This is a genomic window from Vreelandella lutescens (assembly GCF_014640815.1).
Classification (GTDB): Bacteria; Pseudomonadota; Gammaproteobacteria; order Pseudomonadales; family Halomonadaceae; genus Vreelandella; species Vreelandella lutescens.
This window is the reverse complement of record NZ_BMHM01000001.1, coordinates 82,007-99,983: the sequence shown is the minus strand read 5'-3', so window position 1 is coordinate 99,983 and position 17,977 is coordinate 82,007. Positions and strand designations below refer to the sequence as shown.

13 protein-coding genes are annotated in these 17,977 nt (G+C 57.6%); 1 reads left to right on the top strand and 12 read right to left on the bottom strand.

The annotated features are described in order from the left end of the window. Window positions 1-21 precede the first annotated feature (21 nt). Both ubiD and rho read right to left on the bottom strand, forming a co-directional pair. The gene (gene ubiD, locus IEW65_RS00495; protein ID WP_188637566.1) at window positions 22-1,515 is read right to left on the bottom strand and encodes a 4-hydroxy-3-polyprenylbenzoate decarboxylase; all 1,494 of its coding nucleotides are present in this window, start codon (window positions 1,513-1,515) and stop codon (window positions 22-24) included. A 61-nt stretch (window positions 1,516-1,576) separates the two neighbouring features. After that, entirely contained in the window at window positions 1,577-2,836 is a 1,260-nt protein-coding gene (gene rho / locus IEW65_RS00490) for a transcription termination factor Rho (protein ID WP_038481222.1), read from the bottom strand. 479 nt (window positions 2,837-3,315) lie between these two features. Between rho and ppx the strand changes: the two genes are divergently transcribed. Beyond that, window positions 3,316-4,866 (top strand): exopolyphosphatase, encoded by a 1,551-nt coding sequence (ppx, locus tag IEW65_RS00485; RefSeq protein ID WP_188637565.1) that lies wholly within the window; start codon window positions 3,316-3,318, stop codon window positions 4,864-4,866. 3 nt (window positions 4,867-4,869) lie between these two features. On the opposite strand, the gene tilS is transcribed toward ppx, so the two are convergent. The 10 genes from tilS to bamA form a co-directional block, all read right to left on the bottom strand. Then, window positions 4,870-6,165: a tRNA lysidine(34) synthetase TilS gene (gene tilS / locus IEW65_RS00480; RefSeq protein WP_188637564.1), complete on the bottom strand. Its 1,296-nt coding sequence runs from the start codon at window positions 6,163-6,165 to the stop codon at window positions 4,870-4,872. Continuing rightward, window positions 6,146-7,102, bottom strand: coding sequence for an acetyl-CoA carboxylase carboxyl transferase subunit alpha (accA, locus tag IEW65_RS00475; protein WP_188637563.1), 957 nt, complete (start codon window positions 7,100-7,102; stop codon window positions 6,146-6,148). Before accA ends, tilS begins: the two co-directional genes overlap by 20 nt. 118 nt (window positions 7,103-7,220) lie before the next feature. Beyond that, complete coding sequence (gene dnaE / locus IEW65_RS00470; RefSeq protein WP_188637562.1) at window positions 7,221-10,724, bottom strand: DNA polymerase III subunit alpha; 3,504 nt, start codon at window positions 10,722-10,724, stop codon at window positions 7,221-7,223. A gap of 40 nt (window positions 10,725-10,764) precedes the next feature. Further along, complete coding sequence (rnhB, locus tag IEW65_RS00465; protein WP_188637561.1) at window positions 10,765-11,382, bottom strand: ribonuclease HII; 618 nt, start codon at window positions 11,380-11,382, stop codon at window positions 10,765-10,767. Beyond that, entirely contained in the window at window positions 11,372-12,547 is a 1,176-nt protein-coding gene (gene lpxB / locus IEW65_RS00460) for a lipid-A-disaccharide synthase (protein WP_188637560.1), read from the bottom strand. Before lpxB ends, rnhB begins: the two co-directional genes overlap by 11 nt. A 30-nt stretch (window positions 12,548-12,577) precedes the next feature. After that, a complete protein-coding gene (lpxA, locus tag IEW65_RS00455) occupies window positions 12,578-13,345 on the bottom strand; it encodes an acyl-ACP--UDP-N-acetylglucosamine O-acyltransferase (RefSeq protein WP_188637559.1) in 768 nt (255 codons plus the stop codon). Next, window positions 13,342-13,785 carry a 3-hydroxyacyl-ACP dehydratase FabZ gene (gene fabZ, locus IEW65_RS00450; protein WP_188637558.1) on the bottom strand — a complete coding sequence of 148 codons (444 nt, stop codon included), beginning with the start codon at window positions 13,783-13,785 and terminating at the stop codon, window positions 13,342-13,344. The genes lpxA and fabZ overlap by 4 nt, the downstream gene beginning before the upstream one ends. A gap of 135 nt (window positions 13,786-13,920) precedes the next feature. Further along, on the bottom strand, window positions 13,921-14,958 hold the full coding sequence (gene lpxD / locus IEW65_RS00445; RefSeq protein ID WP_188637557.1) for a UDP-3-O-(3-hydroxymyristoyl)glucosamine N-acyltransferase: 1,038 nt from the start codon (window positions 14,956-14,958) through the stop codon (window positions 13,921-13,923). A gap of 51 nt (window positions 14,959-15,009) precedes the next feature. After that, on the bottom strand, window positions 15,010-15,510 hold the full coding sequence (locus IEW65_RS00440; protein ID WP_188638253.1) for an OmpH/Skp family outer membrane protein: 501 nt from the start codon (window positions 15,508-15,510) through the stop codon (window positions 15,010-15,012). Between the two features lie 19 nt (window positions 15,511-15,529). Next, window positions 15,530-17,881 (bottom strand): outer membrane protein assembly factor BamA, encoded by a 2,352-nt coding sequence (gene bamA / locus IEW65_RS00435; protein WP_422822586.1) that lies wholly within the window; start codon window positions 17,879-17,881, stop codon window positions 15,530-15,532. Between the last annotated feature and the right edge of the window lie 96 nt (window positions 17,882-17,977).

The window sequence follows — 17,977 nt, the reverse complement described above, 5'->3', positions numbered from 1 at the left end:
TCGTTCAACCCGCACAGCGCATTAACTATGGCGCGGTGTGGGCAACGGAATGTCGATACCCAGCTCGTCCCAGCGCTCATCAACGCGGGTTTTCACCGCGTCGTCCATGACAATGGGGGTGCCCCACTCACGGTCGGTTTCACCCGGCCACTTGTTGGTGGCATCCAGCCCCATTTTGGAGCCCAGTCCGGAGACCGGCGACGCAAAGTCGAGGTAGTCGATGGGGGTGTTCTCTACCATCACCGTGTCCCGTGCCGGGTCCATGCGCGTGGTAATCGCCCACATCACGTCTTCCCAGTTACGCGCATCGACATCGTCATCCAGTACGATCACAAACTTGGTGTACATAAACTGACGCAAGAAGCTCCATACCCCCATCATCACGCGCTTGGCGTGGCCGGGGTACTGCTTCTTCATGGTCACCACCGCCATACGGTAGGAGCACCCTTCCGGCGGCAGGTAGAAGTCGACGATTTCAGGAAACTGCTTGCACAAAATAGGCACGAACACTTCGTTCAGTGCGACACCTAAAATGGCAGGCTCATCGGGCGGACGGCCGGTATAGGTGGAGTGATAGATCGCATCGCGGCGCATGGTCATCCGCGTGACGGTAAACACCGGGAAGTGGTCTACCTCATTGTAGTAACCGGTATGGTCACCAAAGGGACCTTCTGGTGCCATGTCGTCGGGGTAGAGAAACCCTTCGAGAATGATTTCAGCGGAAGCGGGGACATCAAGATCTGAATGCGCACACTTCACAAGCTCGGTGCGCGAACCGCGCAGCAGGCCCGCAAAGGCATATTCCGACAGCGTATCGGGTACTGGCGTCACCGCGCCTAAAATGGTCGCCGGATCAGCGCCCAGCGCCACCGCAACGGGGAAAGGTTCGCCGGGGTGAGCTTTTTGGAACTCAAGAAAATCCAAAGCACCGCCGCGATGGGAGAGCCAACGCATAATCAGGCGATTTTTGCCGATTTTCTGCTGACGATAGATCCCTAGGTTCTGGCGTTTTTTATGCGGGCCTTTGGTAATCACCAGCGGCCAAGTGACAAGCGGTGCCGCATCGCCTGGCCAGCAGTGCTGGATCGGCAGTCGGCCTAGATCAACATCATCACCTTCGTACACCACTTCCTGGACGGGCGCACGCTTAACGTTTTTCGGCCCCATGCTGAGCACTTGCTTGAAAATCGGCAGCTTATCCCAGGCATCTTTAAGGCCCTTGGGGGGATCCGGCTCTTTTAAGAAGGCCAGCAGCTTACCCACTTCTCGCAGCGCTTCCACCGAATCCTGCCCCATCCCCAAGGCTACCCGTTTCGGCGTACCGAATAGGTTGCCCAGCAGCGGCATATCATGGCCCTTCACGTTTTCAAACAGCAGCGCAGGGCCGCCAGCACGTAGGGTACGGTCGCAGATTTCGGTAATTTCTAGATAGGGGTCAACTTCTGCCTTAATGCGCTTTAGCTCACCCTGGGCCTCTAGCGCCGCAATAAAGTCGCGCAAGTCGTTATACTTCAAAGCACTCTCCTTAACCCGGCTGTCAGACGCTGTCTTGCTAGTGCAGCAACAATGCAGCGCCTTAGCGGCGCTTCATCGCTTCAAAGAATTCCAGGTTCGTCTTGGTGTCTTTCAGACGATCAATCAGGAACTCGGTCGCTGCGGTGTCTTCCATCGGGTTAAGCAGCTTGCGCAAAATCCACATGCGCTGCATTTCATCTTCAGAGGCCAGCAGGTCTTCGCGACGCGTACCGCTACGGCGGATATTGATCGCCGGGAACACGCGCTTCTCGGCCAGCTTGCGGTCAAGGTGCGCTTCCATGTTGCCGGTGCCCTTGAACTCTTCGAAGATGACTTCGTCCATTTTCGAGCCGGTATCCACCAGCGCGGTGGCAATAATCGTTAGGCTGCCGCCCTCTTCGATATTACGCGCTGCACCAAAGAAGCGTTTCGGCTTCTCAAGCGCATGGGCATCGACACCACCGGTGAGCACCTTGCCAGAGCTGGGTACCACGGTGTTGTAGGCACGCGCTAGACGAGTGATCGAGTCGAGCAGAATCACGACATCTTTCTTGTGCTCTACCAGGCGCTTGGCCTTCTCGATGACCATTTCAGCCACCTGTACGTGACGGGCGGGCGGTTCATCGAAGGTAGAGGCCACCACTTCACCGCGCACGGTACGCGACATCTCGGTGACTTCCTCCGGGCGCTCATCGATCAGTAGAACGATCAGATGGCACTCAGGGTTGTTACGCGTAATGGACGTGGCGATGTTCTGCAGCATCAGCGTCTTACCCGCTTTGGGCGGAGACACCAGCAGGCCACGCTGACCTTTACCAATCGGCGCAGTCAGATCGATGATCCGAGCCGTCAGATCTTCCGTTGAACCGTTGCCGATTTCCATGCGCAGACGGTCGTCCGGGAACAGCGGCGTTAAGTTCTCAAAGAGAATCTTGTGCTTGGCGTTTTCCGGACGGTCAAAATTGATCTGGCTGACTTTGAGCAGGGCAAAGTAGCGCTCGCCTTCTTTCGGCGGGCGGATTTTGCCGGAAATGGAGTCGCCTTTGCGCAGATTGAAACGACGAATCTGTGAAGGCGATACGTAGATATCGTCCGGTCCGGCGAGGTACGAGCTGTCGGCGCTACGCAGGAAGCCGAAGCCATCCTGAAGAATTTCCAGCACACCGTCGCCATAGATATCCTCGCCGCTTTTGGCGTGTTTCTTGAGGATGGCGAAAATGATGTCCTGCTTGCGCGAACGGGCGAGGTTGTCGATACCCATTTCGCGGGCGATATCGAGCAGCTCGGGAACGGTTTTTTGCTTGAGTTCAGTGAGATTCATCGGTGTGTTAGAAAATTGCTCATGAAAGCTAGGCGCTAAGCGCCGGGAATAAGACAGGAGGCGTGGCCTAAATAATAGGGCTAAGCGCCGAGTGATGCGTTCAGAACCCCGTCTAGGCACGCGCTCAGGTAAACAGTGCTTGGCAGTCTCTCTACAATGCCTAAAGCGTAGTAAATGGCATCGTTAACTGCTGGGCATGAGGGTGCAAATAAACTAGTTAATCTGATTGGCACAGAAAGCAGTGTTTCAGAAAACAGTGTTTTAGCGGGTAATCTGACGACTTGGACATCTGGCTGATGCCATCTGGATACGTACTGCTCGGGACGCCCGAGTCAGTGCGCTTGTTAGACGAACAAGCCAACTCGGATCAAGCCAGTAGCTCGATGGTAGTCAAGCCCCGCGACAAACGCAAGCCTTTGGCAATTGACAATAGTCAGAGTGCGCCGCAACCTTGGCGTAGCCAATTTGAAGGATAGCTCATGCCCAAGGACATTTCGCTCCCCATCGCTGCCCCCATCGCCGAGTTTGAGAGCGGTGAACCGCAGCGCCTAGCCGCCATTGACCTGGGCTCCAACAGTTTTCACCTGCTCGTTGCCAACTACCAAAATGAGCGTTTACAGGTTGTTGCTCGAATGGGTGAAAAAGTCCAGTTGGCGGCAGGCCTTGACGAGAACGGTTACCTCAGCGAAGCCGCTATGCAGCGTGCGCTGGATTGTCTGGGCCGTTTTGCGCCATTTTTAACCGATATTGAAGGGCCCAACCTGCGGGTCGTGGGCACTAACGCCCTGCGCGATGCCCATAACAGCCAAGCCTTTATTGAGCGGGCAGAAGCCCAGCTTGGTCACGCCATTGAAATTATTGCCGGGCGCGAAGAGGCACGCCTGATTTATTTAGGTGCCGCCCACGCCCTAGCGGAAAGCGGTCGCCGCTTGATTGTGGATATTGGCGGCGGTTCCACCGAGTTCATTATCGGTGAAGCCTTTGAACCCAAGGCGCTGGAAAGCCTGCGCATGGGCTGCGTCACCTTTACCGGGCGCTTTTTTGCCGACGGCGAGTTGACCGAAAAGCGTATGCGTCGCGCCGAACTGGCCGCGCTTTCTGAGCTTGCCAATATTCAGCGCCCTTATCAGCGCCTGGGGTGGGATGACCCCGTCGGCTCCAGCGGCACCATTAAAGCCGCCGCCAGCGTGCTTTACGCGTACGGTGACACGCCTCAAGAAGGGGTCATTACCCGCAGCGGGCTGAAAAAGCTGCGCGAGCGGCTGTTAAAGTGCAAGCAGTTGGATAAGGTCGAGCTGGATGGTCTTAAGCCAGATCGTGCCCGCGTATTCCCCGCAGGCATTGCGATCTTGAGCGCTATCTTTGAAGCCTTTGACCTGCATCAGATGCGCTTTGCCGACGGCGCTTTGCGTGAAGGCGTGCTGTATGACATGGCGGGGCGCAACAGCGCCGAAGACACCCGTTCCAAAACCCTCGATATGCTTAAGCGGGTGTATGACGTCGATACCCGCCAAGCAGAAAACGTGGCGGAAACCGCTAAACGGCTGTTTTCCGAGGTAAAGCAGCCATGGGGCTTAACCACTGAACAGGGCCATTACGTCAGTTGGGCGAGCCATGTCCATGAAATTGGGCTGGCGATTTCCCATAGCCAGTTCCATCGCCATGGGGCTTACTTGCTAGAGCATTCGGATCTCGCCGGGTTCTCCCGCCCAGAGCAGCGCTTGCTGGCGTTTTTAGTGCGCGCTCACCGGCGTAAATTTCCGCTGAAGGAGTGGCAGGCGCTGCCCGTATCTCAGCAGCACAGCGCGGCTAAACTGGCCCGGCTGCTACGCTTGGCCGTTTTGATCAACCATTCACGTCCAGAAGGCGCGCCCTCCCTCCCCGCTATCGCTGCCGACAGCAGCAGCGATGCGCTGACCATTACGCTGCCACCCAGCGAAGAGCCGACCCTGCTTAGCACCGATTTAGAGCAGGAACAGGCGTTTATGACCAGCGCAGGGTTTACGCTCAACCTAGAGACTGCCTCCTAGCGCTCAACCTGAAACGTGAACTTGAAAAGTAGCCCCTTCCGCCTGCCACCGCACGTTGGCAGGCGGTTGGAGCACGCCAAGACAGCGCTCTCCCGCCATCACTACCATCATCCGCTCGCGCTCCCAGGGCGGTATGTCGCCCTCTTGTAACAAGCGCTTTAGATCGCGCCGACCACGGCCAGGCAGCACAAGCACCTCCCCACCCTGACGCCAACGCAGCATGAGCGGTTCTGTTTGGAACGCACCGCCTTCCAGACGAAGCTGCAGCGGCCCAAGCGGAGTGCTCACTCCCGGCTCTCCGTTCCAAGGCGTCTGCCAATCCGGCAACGCAGCCAACGCCGTCATAAGATACAGCCTGCGCCGCCACACCCGCGCCTGAACGCCGGGCCACTCTACCAATACCTGAGCATCTTGGGACGCCATGAGCTGGCGAATCAGGCTATCAAGACGCGCCTGGGGCGGCGTGGGCAACTCTAACTGTTGGCAGAGCGTGCGTATCAGCAGCCGCTGGCGGGGCAACGGCAATGCGGCCAGCGCCGCTGCATTTAAGCAACCATGGCTCAGCGTCAGCGTTGCCAGCTCCTCGCTCGCATAACTGGCGAGCAGCGCATCGGCCTCACCGGCCAAGCCAGCGCTCTGCGCCAGCGAGCGCACCGCACCCGGCCAGCGCTGAGTCAGCGTTGGCAGCACGTCATGGCGTAAGCGGTTACGATCCAACGCAAGATCACGGTTGGTAGGGTCTTCGCACCAGCTAAGCGATAAGGCGTGAGCCGTATCCGCCAGGGTTTGGCGGCTGACGCTCAGCCAAGGGCGCAGCAGCACGATGCCTTGCCACTCACGGCGATACGGCATGCCTGCCAGCCCACGAATACCACTACCACGCAGCGCTGCCAGTAAGAGGGTCTCCGCCTGATCATCCTGATGCTGACCAAGCCAGAGCGCCTCCCCGAGGGCGATGTGGCGTTGAAAGGCAGCGTAGCGGGCACGCCGGGCCGCGCCCTCTACGCCGTCGCCCTGCACTTCAACCGCCACATGCTCCGTGGTCAACGGTACGCTCAGCCGCTCACACAGCTGCTGGCAGTGGGTTTCAAAGCCAGCCGCTGCGGCTTGTAATCCGTGATTGACGTGGAGCGCATGCAGGCGATGGCCGCTGATTTGGCAGGCCTCAGCGGCTAGCGTTAACAACAGCGAGGAGTCCAAGCCACCGGAGAGCGCGACCCAAACGCGACGCCCCGGCGGGGTTTCCGCCAGGGCGTCGTTCAGCAGGCTTGAAAGCGGATTAGGCGGCTGGGGCGCCATAGCTCATCAAGCGCTTATAGCGACGCTCAAGCAGGGCATCGGTATCCAGCGCCTGCAGGCGGCCAAGGCTTGCCGTCAGCGCCTCTTTCACACGCGCTGCGGTATCCACCGGATGCCGATGGGCACCGCCCAGCGGCTCTTTGATAAGCGAGTCTACAAAGCCCAGCTCTTTTAAGCGCTCAGCGGTAATCCCCATGGCCTGGGCGGCATCGGAGGCTTTTTCGGCACTCTTCCACAAAATCGAAGCGCAGCCTTCCGGCGAAATGACCGAGTAGGTGGAGTACTGCAGCATATGCAGCTCATCACAAACGCCAATGGCCAGCGCGCCACCAGAGCCGCCCTCGCCCACCACGGTGGAGATAATCGGCGTTTTCAGGCGTGACATGACGGCCAAGTTATAGGCGATGGCTTCTGACTGGCCACGCTCTTCCGCATCGATACCGGGATACGCACCGGGCGTATCGATAAACGTCAGAATGGGCATTTTAAAACGCTCGGCCATCTCCATCAGGCGGCACGCTTTGCGGTAGCCTTCAGGGCGCGGCATGCCAAAATTACGGCGCACTTTTTCTTTAACATCGCGGCCTTTTTGGTGGCCAATTACCATCACCGGCGCATCGTTTAGGCGCGCAACGCCGCCAACGAGGGCGGCGTCATCGGCGAAATTACGGTCACCGTGAAGCTCATCAAAATCGGTAAAGACATGCTCCAGGTAATCCAGCGTATAGGGGCGCTGGGGGTGCCGCGACAGCTGAGACACCTGCCAGGGCGTCAAGTCTTTGAAGATCGACTCGGTTAGCTTGCGACTCTTCTCTTCTAAGCGTGAAATCTCATCAGAAAGATTCACCTGGCTGTCGGAGCTAACCAAACGCAGCTCTTCAATCTTTGCCTGGAGTTCGGCAACGGGCTGTTCAAAATCAAGATAATTTGGATTCATCGGCTCTGCCTGTAAATGAGCATTCAATGGAGGGTATTATCGCACCCTGACCCCGCCACGCAAGGCACTGGCTCTTCAATTCACGCGCGAACCCTGTGGCAGGGCTCGCGCGGCGTCGTTAACGATAGCGAAGCTGCACGCCCACTTGGCCCTGCACATCCCGCAGGGCCAGCAGCAGGTCATCGCTGGGCGACACCTTCCACTCATCGGCCAACGCTAACCAGGCCACGGCATCTGGGTGACGGTATTGAAGGCGAACGGGTAAGCCTGCTTCATCCCGGAAGGGGGTGAGGCTATCTCGCAGGCTCTCTACCAAACGCCCGTTAATCTGCCCGGCATCGAGGGCCAGCTCAACGGCTTGGCCGTAGCGTACCCGCGCGGTCACCATGGGCGTGACATCTTTGCCACGCAGGCGCAGGCCACCGGAGAAATCATCGCTGGAGACTTCGCCCTCTACAATGATGACTTGATCAGATTCAATTTGGCCGCGCAGTTGTTCAAAGAGTTCACCAAACAGCGACGCTTCAATGCGACCAGTACGGTCATCCAGGGTGATAAACGCCATGGTATCGCCGCGCTTGGACTTCATCGTGCGCATGGCGACCACGAGGCCAGCGACACGCTGAGGCTCGCGGGAGGGTTTTAAGTCGCTGATACGTGTGGAGACAAAGCGCTTCAGCTCGCGCTCATACTCATCAATAGGATGCCCGGTGAGATACAGCCCCAGGGTGTCTTTTTCACCGGATAAGCGTTCACGATCCGTCCACTCACGCGCATGTAGGTACTCGGCGTAGACATCGCTGGCCTCTTCCTCGTTAGAAAAGGCATCGCCAAACATGTCCAGCATGCCCAGATTCTGGTTGGCGTGATTCTGAGCGGCGGCTTTGAGCGCATCTTCCATCGCCGCAAATAGCACAGCGCGGTTGGGGCCCAGGTTATCCAGCGCGCCAGAGCGAATCAGCGCTTCCAACGTGCGCTTGTTCATCCGCTTCGGGTCGATGCGACGGCAGAAATCGAACAGATCTTTGTACGGGCCATCGGCTTGTCGCGCTTCCACAATCGCGCCAATCGGCCCTTCACCAACGCCACGGATAGCCCCTAGGCCGTAAACCACGCGGCCTTCCGTATCCACGGTAAATTTATAGCCACCTACGTTGACGTCGGGTGGCGTCACGGTGAGCTTTAGGTGGCGACACTCTTCAATCAGCGGCACTACCTTGTCCAGGTTATCCATCTCCGTGGACATGACCGCCGCCATAAACGGCCCTGGATAGTGGGCTTTCAGCCACGCAGTTTGATACGACACCAGCGCGTAGGCCGCCGAGTGCGACTTGTTGAAGCCGTAACCGGCAAACTTCTCTACCAGGTCGAAGATGTTACCGGCCAGATCTTTATCAATGCCGTTGGCCGCGCAGCCCTCCATAAAGCCTGCCCGCTGCTTGGCCATCTCTTCGGGCTTCTTCTTACCCATCGCACGGCGCAGCATATCGGCCTGCCCCAGGGTATATCCGGCCATCACCTGAGCAATCTGCATGACCTGCTCTTGGTAGAGAATGATGCCGTAGGTGGGCGTTAACACCGGTTTTAACAGGTCGTGCTGGTAATCCGGGTGTGGATAAGAGACTTCTGCCCGGCCATGCTTACGGTTGATAAAGTCATCCACCATGCCCGACTGCAGCGGGCCAGGGCGGAACAGCGCCACCAGGGCGATCATATCGTCCAGGGAGTCGGGCAGCAGGCGCTTAATAAGCTCCTTCATACCGCGGGATTCCAGCTGGAAGACCGCCGTGGTCTCTGCCCGTTTGAGCATCTCAAAGGTTTTGCCGTCATCCAGCGGGATGGCGTCAATATTGAGCGGCCCTTGGCCGTTCACGTCACGTACCTTGTCCACCATCTCAAGCGCCCAGTCGATGATGGTGAGGGTACGCAGGCCCAAGAAGTCGAATTTGACCAGCCCGGCGTCTTCGATATCGTTTTTATCGAACTGCACCACTAAGCCCGCGCCGTCTTCATCGCACAACAGCGGTGAAAAGTCGGTGAGCTTGGTCGGTGCAATCACCACGCCGCCCGCGTGCTTACCGGTGCCACGGGTCGTGCCCTCAAGTTTGAGGGCCATTTCCCAGATCTCTTCGGCCTCTTCGTCGTTGCCAATAAACTCTTTAAGCGCGGGCTCTTGCTCAATGGCCTTGGCCAGCGTCATGCCCACTTCAAAAGGAATCAGCTTCGAGAGCTTGTCGCCCAGCGAATAGGGTTTGCCCTGGGCACGGGCCACATCTCGCACCACCGCCTTCGCGGCCATGGTGCCAAACGTGACGATCTGGGACACTGCGTTACGGCCGTAACGGTCGGCCACGTACTCGATGACCTTATCGCGTTTCTCCATGCAGAAATCGACGTCAAAGTCGGGCATGGAGACACGCTCGGGGTTAAGAAAGCGCTCAAACAGCAGGTCGTAGCCAATAGGGTCTAGATCAGTAATTTTTTGCGCGTAGGCCACCAAAGAGCCTGCACCGGAGCCACGCCCCGGCCCCACCGGCACGTTGTTATCCTTGGCCCACTGGATAAAGTCCATCACGATCAGGAAGTAGCCAGGAAAGCCCATCTGGATAATAACGTTCAGCTCGAACTCCAGCCGGTCGCGGTAGCGCTGGTCAATCTCGCGGAACGCTTCGCTATCACGAGGGTACTGCTCGGCAGGGAACAGAAAATCGAGCCGCTCGGTGAGGCCATCGTGGGAGACCTTGCGGAAGAATTCATCCTGGGTCATGCCCTCGGGGATACCGAACTCTGGCAGGAAGATCTCTCCCAAACGCACATTGACGCTGCAGCGCTCGGCAATCATCACGCTATTTTCCAGCGCCTCGGGGATATCGGCAAACAGCGCCGCCATCTCCTCTGGGCTTTTCAGGTACTGCTCTTCGGTGTAGCGGCGCTCGCGACGGGGGTCGTCCAGCGCCTTGCCCTCGCCAATCGACACGCGGGTTTCGTGGGCCCAGAAGTCTTCCCGTTCCAGGAAGCGCACGTCGTTGGTGGCAACAACTGGCGTGTTCGTCTCGATAGCCAGTTGAACGCTGGCATGCACACAGTCCTCTTCCAGCGGGCGACCGGTGCGAATCAGCTCTAAATAGAAGCGGTCGGGAAAGGCCTGCTGCCACTCTTCTAGCAGTAGCCGTGCTTCCCGCTCATGCTCGGAGAGCAAGTGGCGGCCAATCTCGCCCTCTCGACCACCCGACAGTGCGATGAGCCCTTCGCTTTGTGCCAGCACCCACTGCTTATCAAGAATCGCCCGCCCCTGGCGTTGCCCATCGGTCCAGCCTTTAGAGATCAGCTCGGTGAGATTGCGGTAACCCACATCGTTCATCGCCAGCAGCGTAATACGGTACGGGTGCGCCTCATCGTGAGGGTTCGAGAGCCATAAATCGCTGCCGATGATGGGCTTGAGCCCTGCGCCCTGGGCGGCTTTGTAGAACTTTACTAAACCAAACAGGTTCGTCTCGTCGGTGAGCGCCAGCGCTGGCATCCCGCGCTCAGCGGTCGTACTGACCAGCGACTTGAGCTTAACCAAGCCATCGACCAGGGAGTATTCACTGTGCAAACGAAGATGAACGAACGGAACCGTCATGAGACTCTCAGCATAAAACGCTAGATAAATAGAAAAAAGCTTACAGCAGCGCTAACTGGCGCTGCACCGGAGCAAAGCTTTTACGGTGCTCGACCAACGGGCCGTGGGCTTGCAGGGCCGCTAGGTGCTCTTTCGTCGGATAGCCCTTGTGGCGGGCAAAGCCATACTCAGGATAGCGCAGATCCAGCGCCACCATCTGTGCGTCACGCACGACTTTCGCCAGAATAGACGCGGCGGCAATGGCCGGATGTCGGGCATCCCCCTTCACCACCGCTTGGCCCGGCAGCGCGTGTCCCGGTAGCCGGTTGCCATCGACCAGCAGATACTCCGCCTGGGGCGCTAACGCATCTACTGCGCGGCGCATGGCCAGATGCGTTGCATGATAGATATTGAGCGAGTCGACCTCTTCTGCGCTGGCCTCTGCCACCGCAAAGGCCAGCGCATGCTCACGAATCTGCACATCCAGCGCTTCGCGCCTGCGGGCAGTGAGCTTTTTAGAGTCTGTTAAGCCGTCAATGGGAGCCCTGGGGTCCAGTATCACGGCGGCAGCGACCACGCTGCCTACCAGCGGCCCCCGGCCGACTTCATCAACACCGGCCAGGAAGTCACCCGTGTACTCCACCACCAGCGGTGGAAAATCACTCGGCTTAAGCGCCATCGGCTGTCGCCTCCAGCGGTTCGCCTGCTACCAGGGCCGTAATGGCCTGCGCGGCGCGCTCACTTGCCGAGCGCTGTAGGTTCGCATGCATCGCGGCAAAGCGTGCTTCCAGGGCATGGCGCATCTCGGCATCGCTGAATAACTGGCCTATTTGCTCGGCAATCGCTTCTGGGGTGGCCGCATGCTGGATCAGCTCGGGCACCACGCTCTCCTGGGCAATCAGGTTGGGCAGCGAGATCCACTGCGTTTTCACCAGCCGCTTGGCGAGCCAGTGGGTGGCAGGGGCCATTTTATACGCGACCAGCATGCCGCGATGGCACAACATAGCTTCTAGTGCTGCCGTGCCTGAGGTCAACAGCACTGCGTCGCTGGCCACCATCGCCTCGCGGGCTTGCCCCTCTAAAAGCGTTATCTGCTGGGCTAATGCGGGATACTTTGCCAGTAGCTGGCTTAACTCGGCATGACGCTGCGCGGTCGCCGCTGGAATGACCACCTGCAAGCTTGGATGGCGCAGGCAGAGCAGCGTGACCGCGTCTAAAAACGTAGCGCCCATAAAGCGAATTTCATTGCCACGGGAGCCCGGCAGCAGTGCTAACACCGGCGTATCTGGTGCTAAACCTAGCGCCTGTCGAGCACCATCGCGATCATTCTCTAGGGGCAATTCATCGGCTAGCGGATGACCAACAAAGGACACCGGCACCTGATGGCGATGGTAAAAGTCGGCTTCAAAAGGCAGCAGCGTGAGCATGAGATCCACGGCCTTGGCGATTTTTTTCACTCGCCCCTGGCGCCATGCCCATACCGATGGGCTAACGTAATGTGCCGTTTTCAGCCCTGCTTCCCGTAGCTGCTTTTCCAGCCCAATATTGAAGTCGGGAGCATCGATACCGATCATGATATCCGGCTGCCAAGCCAAAGCTTCCTCACGCAGAGTACGACGCACGCGCAGCAGCTCAGGAAGGTGCTTAAGCACCTCCACCAGCCCCATCACCGAGAGGGTTTCCAGCGGGAAGCGGCTTTCAAGGCCCTGCGCTTCCATACGCGGGCCGCCCATGCCGCGAAACTCCACCGTAGGATGACGGGCACGCAGCTCACGCATTAACCCAGCGCCTAAGATATCGCCAGAGAGCTCGCCTGCCACAAGATATACACGCTGCAATGTCATAGTGACGGGGAAACCGATTAGGTGTAAGTGTTAACGCACAATGCCGCGTGTCGAGCGCTCAATAGAGTCAGCAAACAGAGTGACTTCAGGGATGTCAAAGCGGCTACGCATATCGCTGATGGCCTGCTCAACCGTTAACCCTTGGCGGTACACCAGCTTGTAAGCCGCGGTGAGTCCGGCAATGGCTTCGCGGCTAAACCCACGACGCTTTAAACCGACCAAGTTAAGTCCACGGGCTTCAGCGGGGTTGCCGTTGATCATGACAAAAGCGGGGGTATCTTTGGTGATGATCGAACCACCGCCTGCCATGGCGTGGTCGCCAAAGTGACAGAACTGATGCACCGCTGCCAGGCCGCCCAAAATAGCGTGGTCGCCCAGGGTCACGTGCCCCGCCAAGGTCACTTGGTTGGCGAGAATACAGTCATTGCCTATCACGCAGTCATGCCCCACATGCACGTAGGCCATAAACAGGTTGCGTGAACCAATGGTGGTTTCGCTACGGTCTTGGACGGTACCGCGATGCAGGGTTACCCCCTCACGAATCACGTTATCGTCGCCCATCACCAGGCGCGTTGGCTCGCCTGCGTACTTTTTGTCCTGACAATCTTCCCCTACCGAGGCAAATTGAAAAATACGCGTGCGCTCACCCAGCACCGTGGGGCCTTTCACCACCACGTGGGGACCAATGACCGAACCAGCGCCAATCGTGACGCCGGGCCCAATCACGCTAAACGGGCCGACCTCAACGTCGTCAGCAAGCTGAGCCGACGGGTCAACCAGTGCAGTAGGATGTATCAAGCCACCTTCCTCTCAGCACAAATGATTTCTGCTTCACACGCCAGCTCACCGTCTACCGTGGCGCGACAAGCGAATTTCCAAATACCACGCTTACCACGAATGACGTTGGCTTCCAGCGTGAGCTTATCGCCAGGCATCACAGGACGCTTAAAGCGCACGTTGTCACTGCCCACAAGGTAATAGACGTAGCCATCAGCCGGCAGTTTATTGACGGTTTTAAAGCCTAAAATACCGCACACCTGTGCCAACGCCTCCACTACCAGCACACCCGGCATAATGGGGTGATGAGGAAAGTGGCCATTGAAAAAAGGCTCGTTGATGCTCACATTTTTATACGCAACGATGGATTCGCCCACGGTTAACTGCGTGACTCGATCCACCAGCAAAAATGGGTAGCGGTGGGGCAAGTATTCGCGAATTTCGTTGATATCCATAACCATCGTAACGACCTCTAAAATGACAAAAGGCCTGAGCAGTATCAGGCACGCACCAGTATGCCTACTGGTAAAAAGGCAGTGGATTATAACCTGCTGCTATTCAGCCTCAAGCCACTGCCTCTGGAAATCCTTCTTTCTTCACGATTCTCGCTGGCTTTTTTCCACGCGTGCCAACCGCTTGGCAATATCGTCGAGCTGCTTAAAACGTACCGCGTTCTTACGCCATTGCGTGTTGCTCATGGCACCGGTACCCGAGGAGTAAACCCCCGGTTCGTGAATGGAGTTGGTGACAAGGCTCATGCCCGTCACTTGAACCCCATCACAGATCGTCAGGTGGCCCGACAGGCCCACGCCGCCACCCAGCATGCAGTGTTTGCCTACCTTGGTCGACCCGGCAATACCCACACAGCCCGCCAAGGCACTGTGGTCGCCAATCGTCACGTTATGGGCAATCTGTACTTGGCTATCGATTTTGACATCGTTGCCAATCACGGTATCCCCTAACGCGCCCCGATCAATGCTGGAGCAGCTGCCCACTTCCACATCGTCACCAAGCACTACGCCGCCTAACTGGGCAATTTTGTGCCAGCCAGCGCCATCGTGGGCAAACCCAAAACCGTCACCGCCAATCACACAGCCGCTTTGCAAAATCCCGCGCTTACCCACCACGACGCCGTGACATACCGTCACATTGGCGTGCAGCCGCGTATCCTCGCCGATAATGCTATCAGCGCCAATGACGCTACCAGCACCAACGACAACACGGTCACCCAGAACGACGCCTGTCTCAATCACCGCATGGGCTTGGACACACACTCCCTCCCCCAGCGTGACTCCGTCAGCTACCACAGCGGTCGTGTGAATGCCCGGCACGTCACGTGCAGGTAGCGGATCAAACAGCTGAGAAAGCTTGGCATAGCCTAAGTAGGGATTGCTCATTTCCAGGCGCGGCACCGGGCAGTTTTTACCATGCTCCGGATGTAGCAATACGGCCGCCGCTTTGGTAGTAGCCAGATCTTTTAAGTAGGCACGGTTAGCGAGAAAAGCGACCTGATCTGACGCTGCTTCCTTGAGCGTTGCCAAACCGCGAATGGGCTGATTGGCGTCGCCCTCGAAATCAACGTCCAGATGGCGTGCGATGTCCGCAAGGGTGAGGTAGTGAGAAGCGTGCGTCATGGGAGCCCAAGGAAGCAGTGGTGCGGCGAAGCCGCACCAACAGTCATTAAATTAGTTCAGCGAGTCAAAAATCTGAGTGACTTCGTTCGTCACGTTGGGCAGGTCTGTTGAGGAGTGCAGTACGCCCTGTGGCTCAACGAGCACATCGATGTTGTGACGCTCGAGCACCTGTTCAACCGCCTGCTCCAACTTAGACTCTGCACTTTCAAGAAACTGCTGCTCAGAGGCCTGCTGTGCCTGCAGCACTTCACGACGCAGTTGCTCAAAGCGGCCGCCCTTCTGCTGAAGTTCGGCAATCAACGAATCACGCTCCGACTGAGACATGGTCTCGCCCTGCTGCTGTAGGCGGGTTTGCAGCTGCTGCAACTCGCCGCCTAGCGCTTCAGCTTCTCGCTGCTGGCTACCGATTTGACCTTCCAACTGGCTCAGTGATGACTGGGCCGATTGGGTATTCATCAGCGCAGCGCGCCAGTCCAGCACGGCGACTTCAGCAGCGTAGGCAGGTAGGGTCATCGCCCCAAACAGACACACAGCGGCGGTCAGTTTACGCATCATTGTGTTACTCCTTAAATTAGAACGTTTGACCCAGCGAGAACTGGAAGAACTGCGTATCGTCACCACTTTCGTCGTTCAACGGCTCAGCCACGCTAAACGTCAGCGGGCCCACTGGCGTCAGCCAAGAGAGGCCAATGCCTACACTGTAGCGCAAGTCGCCAAGGTCTACGCCGGAGCTGCACTGCTGACGACCTGCATCTTCTTCCAACACGTCGTAGCAAGAGCTTAAGAAGGTGTTACCTGCATCCAGGAACAGCGAGGGCTGCACCGAGCGCTGGTTTTCTACAAACGGCATGGGGAAGAGTATTTCCGCCGTGCCTTCTAAGATGACGTTACCACCCAGAGTGCGGTCACGACCGCCTTCACGGGCAGGTGTTGTGCGCTGGCCCAGCGTATTCGACGTAAAGCCACGTACCGAGCCTAAACCACCCGCGTAGAAGTTTTCATAGAACGGGTAAGGGTCGTTACTGCCCAGCGTGTCAGCGTAGCCTAGGTTACCGCTAAACTTCATCGCCCAGGTTTCGTCATTGTTAAACGGGAAGAGCTGTTGGGCGCGGGCCTGGAGCTTGTAGTACTCCGCATCGCTGCCCGGCACGCCGGTTTCCAGCGATACGCGCTGGTAGTTACCGGCGGTAGGCATAATGCCGCGGTTCAGGTTGTTACGCGTCCAGCTAGCGGTCAGCTTGAGGCTTTGCGCATTCTCGCCCTGGTCTTCCACATAGCGACGGATCTCCGAAGCAGTGTCGAAGTAGGTCTTCACCGTGACATCTTCAACGCTGGCACCAAAGTTCAGACGAGACAGCTCGCTGATGGGGTAACCAAAGTTGATACCGGCACCGTACGCGTCGGTCGAGAAGGTCGAGATATCGGAGTCGGCGTAGTCGGTTTCGCGGTAGAACAGGTTGTACCCGCGAGAGATGCCGTCCAGCGTCCAGTAGGGGTCGGTGAAGGCAAAGTTGACACTGGTAAAGGTGTCACTGCGCTGAGCACCGATATTGACGCGGTTACCGGTTCCCAAGAAATTGTTCTGCGCTAGGCCAACCCCGTAGATGACACCCGCACTTTGCGAGAAGCCGACGCTGGCCGAGACCGAACCAGAGGGCTGCTCTTCCACGTTATAGGTGACATCCAGCAGGCCAGGCTCGCCCGGTACCGGCTGTGTATCCACTTCCACCTGACTGAAGAAGCCTAGGCGCTCCAGACGCTGGCGGGACTGGGTGATCGACTCGGTCGAAGCAGGTGCGCCTTCTAACTGAATCATTTCCCGGCGCAGCACTTCATCTTGAGTCGTGGTGTTGCCATAGAATTCGATGCGGCGAACGTAAGCGCGCTGCCCTGGGTTAACGGCAATAACAAGATCGACGGTTTCACCGTCATCCGCCACTTCAGGAATGCCTTGCACCTCAGCAAACGCGAAGCCCTCAGCCCCTAAACGCTGGCGCAGCGCTTCGGTGGAGGCATTGACGTCACCGCGGGAGAAGATATCGCCGCTATTGATTTCCAAAAGGCTACGCGCTTCGTTCTCACTGACCTGCAGGTCGCCCGCAAAACGAATATCACCCACGCGATACTGACTGCCTTCATCAATATTCAGAGTAATGAAGATTTCTGATTTCTCAGGCCCAATAGATACCTGAGTGGAGGTGACATCAAAATTGACATAACCGCGATCTAGATAAAAAGAACGCAAACGCTCGATATCACCGGAGAGCGCTTCACGAGAGTACTCATCTTTTGAGAACCAGCCAAAGATGCGACCCGGACGGTCATTCAACTCAAACACTTCTCGCAGCGTGTCATCATCGAAATCTTGATTACCAACGATGTTGATTTGGCGAATTTTGGCCACTTCACCTTCGTTGATATCGATGTTGACCTGAACCCGGCCTTCATCAATTTCTTCGACTTCTACATTGATACTGGCGCTGTAGCGGCCTTGGGACTGATAAACGCCCTCAAGCTCACGCTCGATCTCTTCTAGCGTCGAGAGCTGTAGAACCTGGCCCTCGGACAAGCCGGATTGGCGCAGACCGTTGCGCAGGTCTTCATCGGAAATCTGGTCGTTGCCTTCAATGTTCAAGCGCGCGATGGTTGGACGCTCGACCACTTGGATCACCAGCACGTCGCCTTCCCGGGCTAATGAGACATCTTCAAACAGCCCGGTGGCGAACAGGTCGCGAGCGGCAGCGGCTAGCTGCTGCTCGTCAACGCGGTCGTTAGCGCTAACGGGGAACGCATTAAAGACCGAGGCGGCGGAAACCCGCTGCAGTCCTTCCACACGAATGTCTGAAACATCAAAAGATTGTGCTTGGGCGCCGCTGGCGCCTACCAGCAAGAGTGCCGCCATTCCAAGGGTCTTGATTTTCATGCAGTCAGTTCGCTCGCGTTGGTCTGCCCGTCGGTTGAGACAGGCACCATATACATTTGTGCAGGCAGATGACAAGGCATCCTGCGCGCTACACGC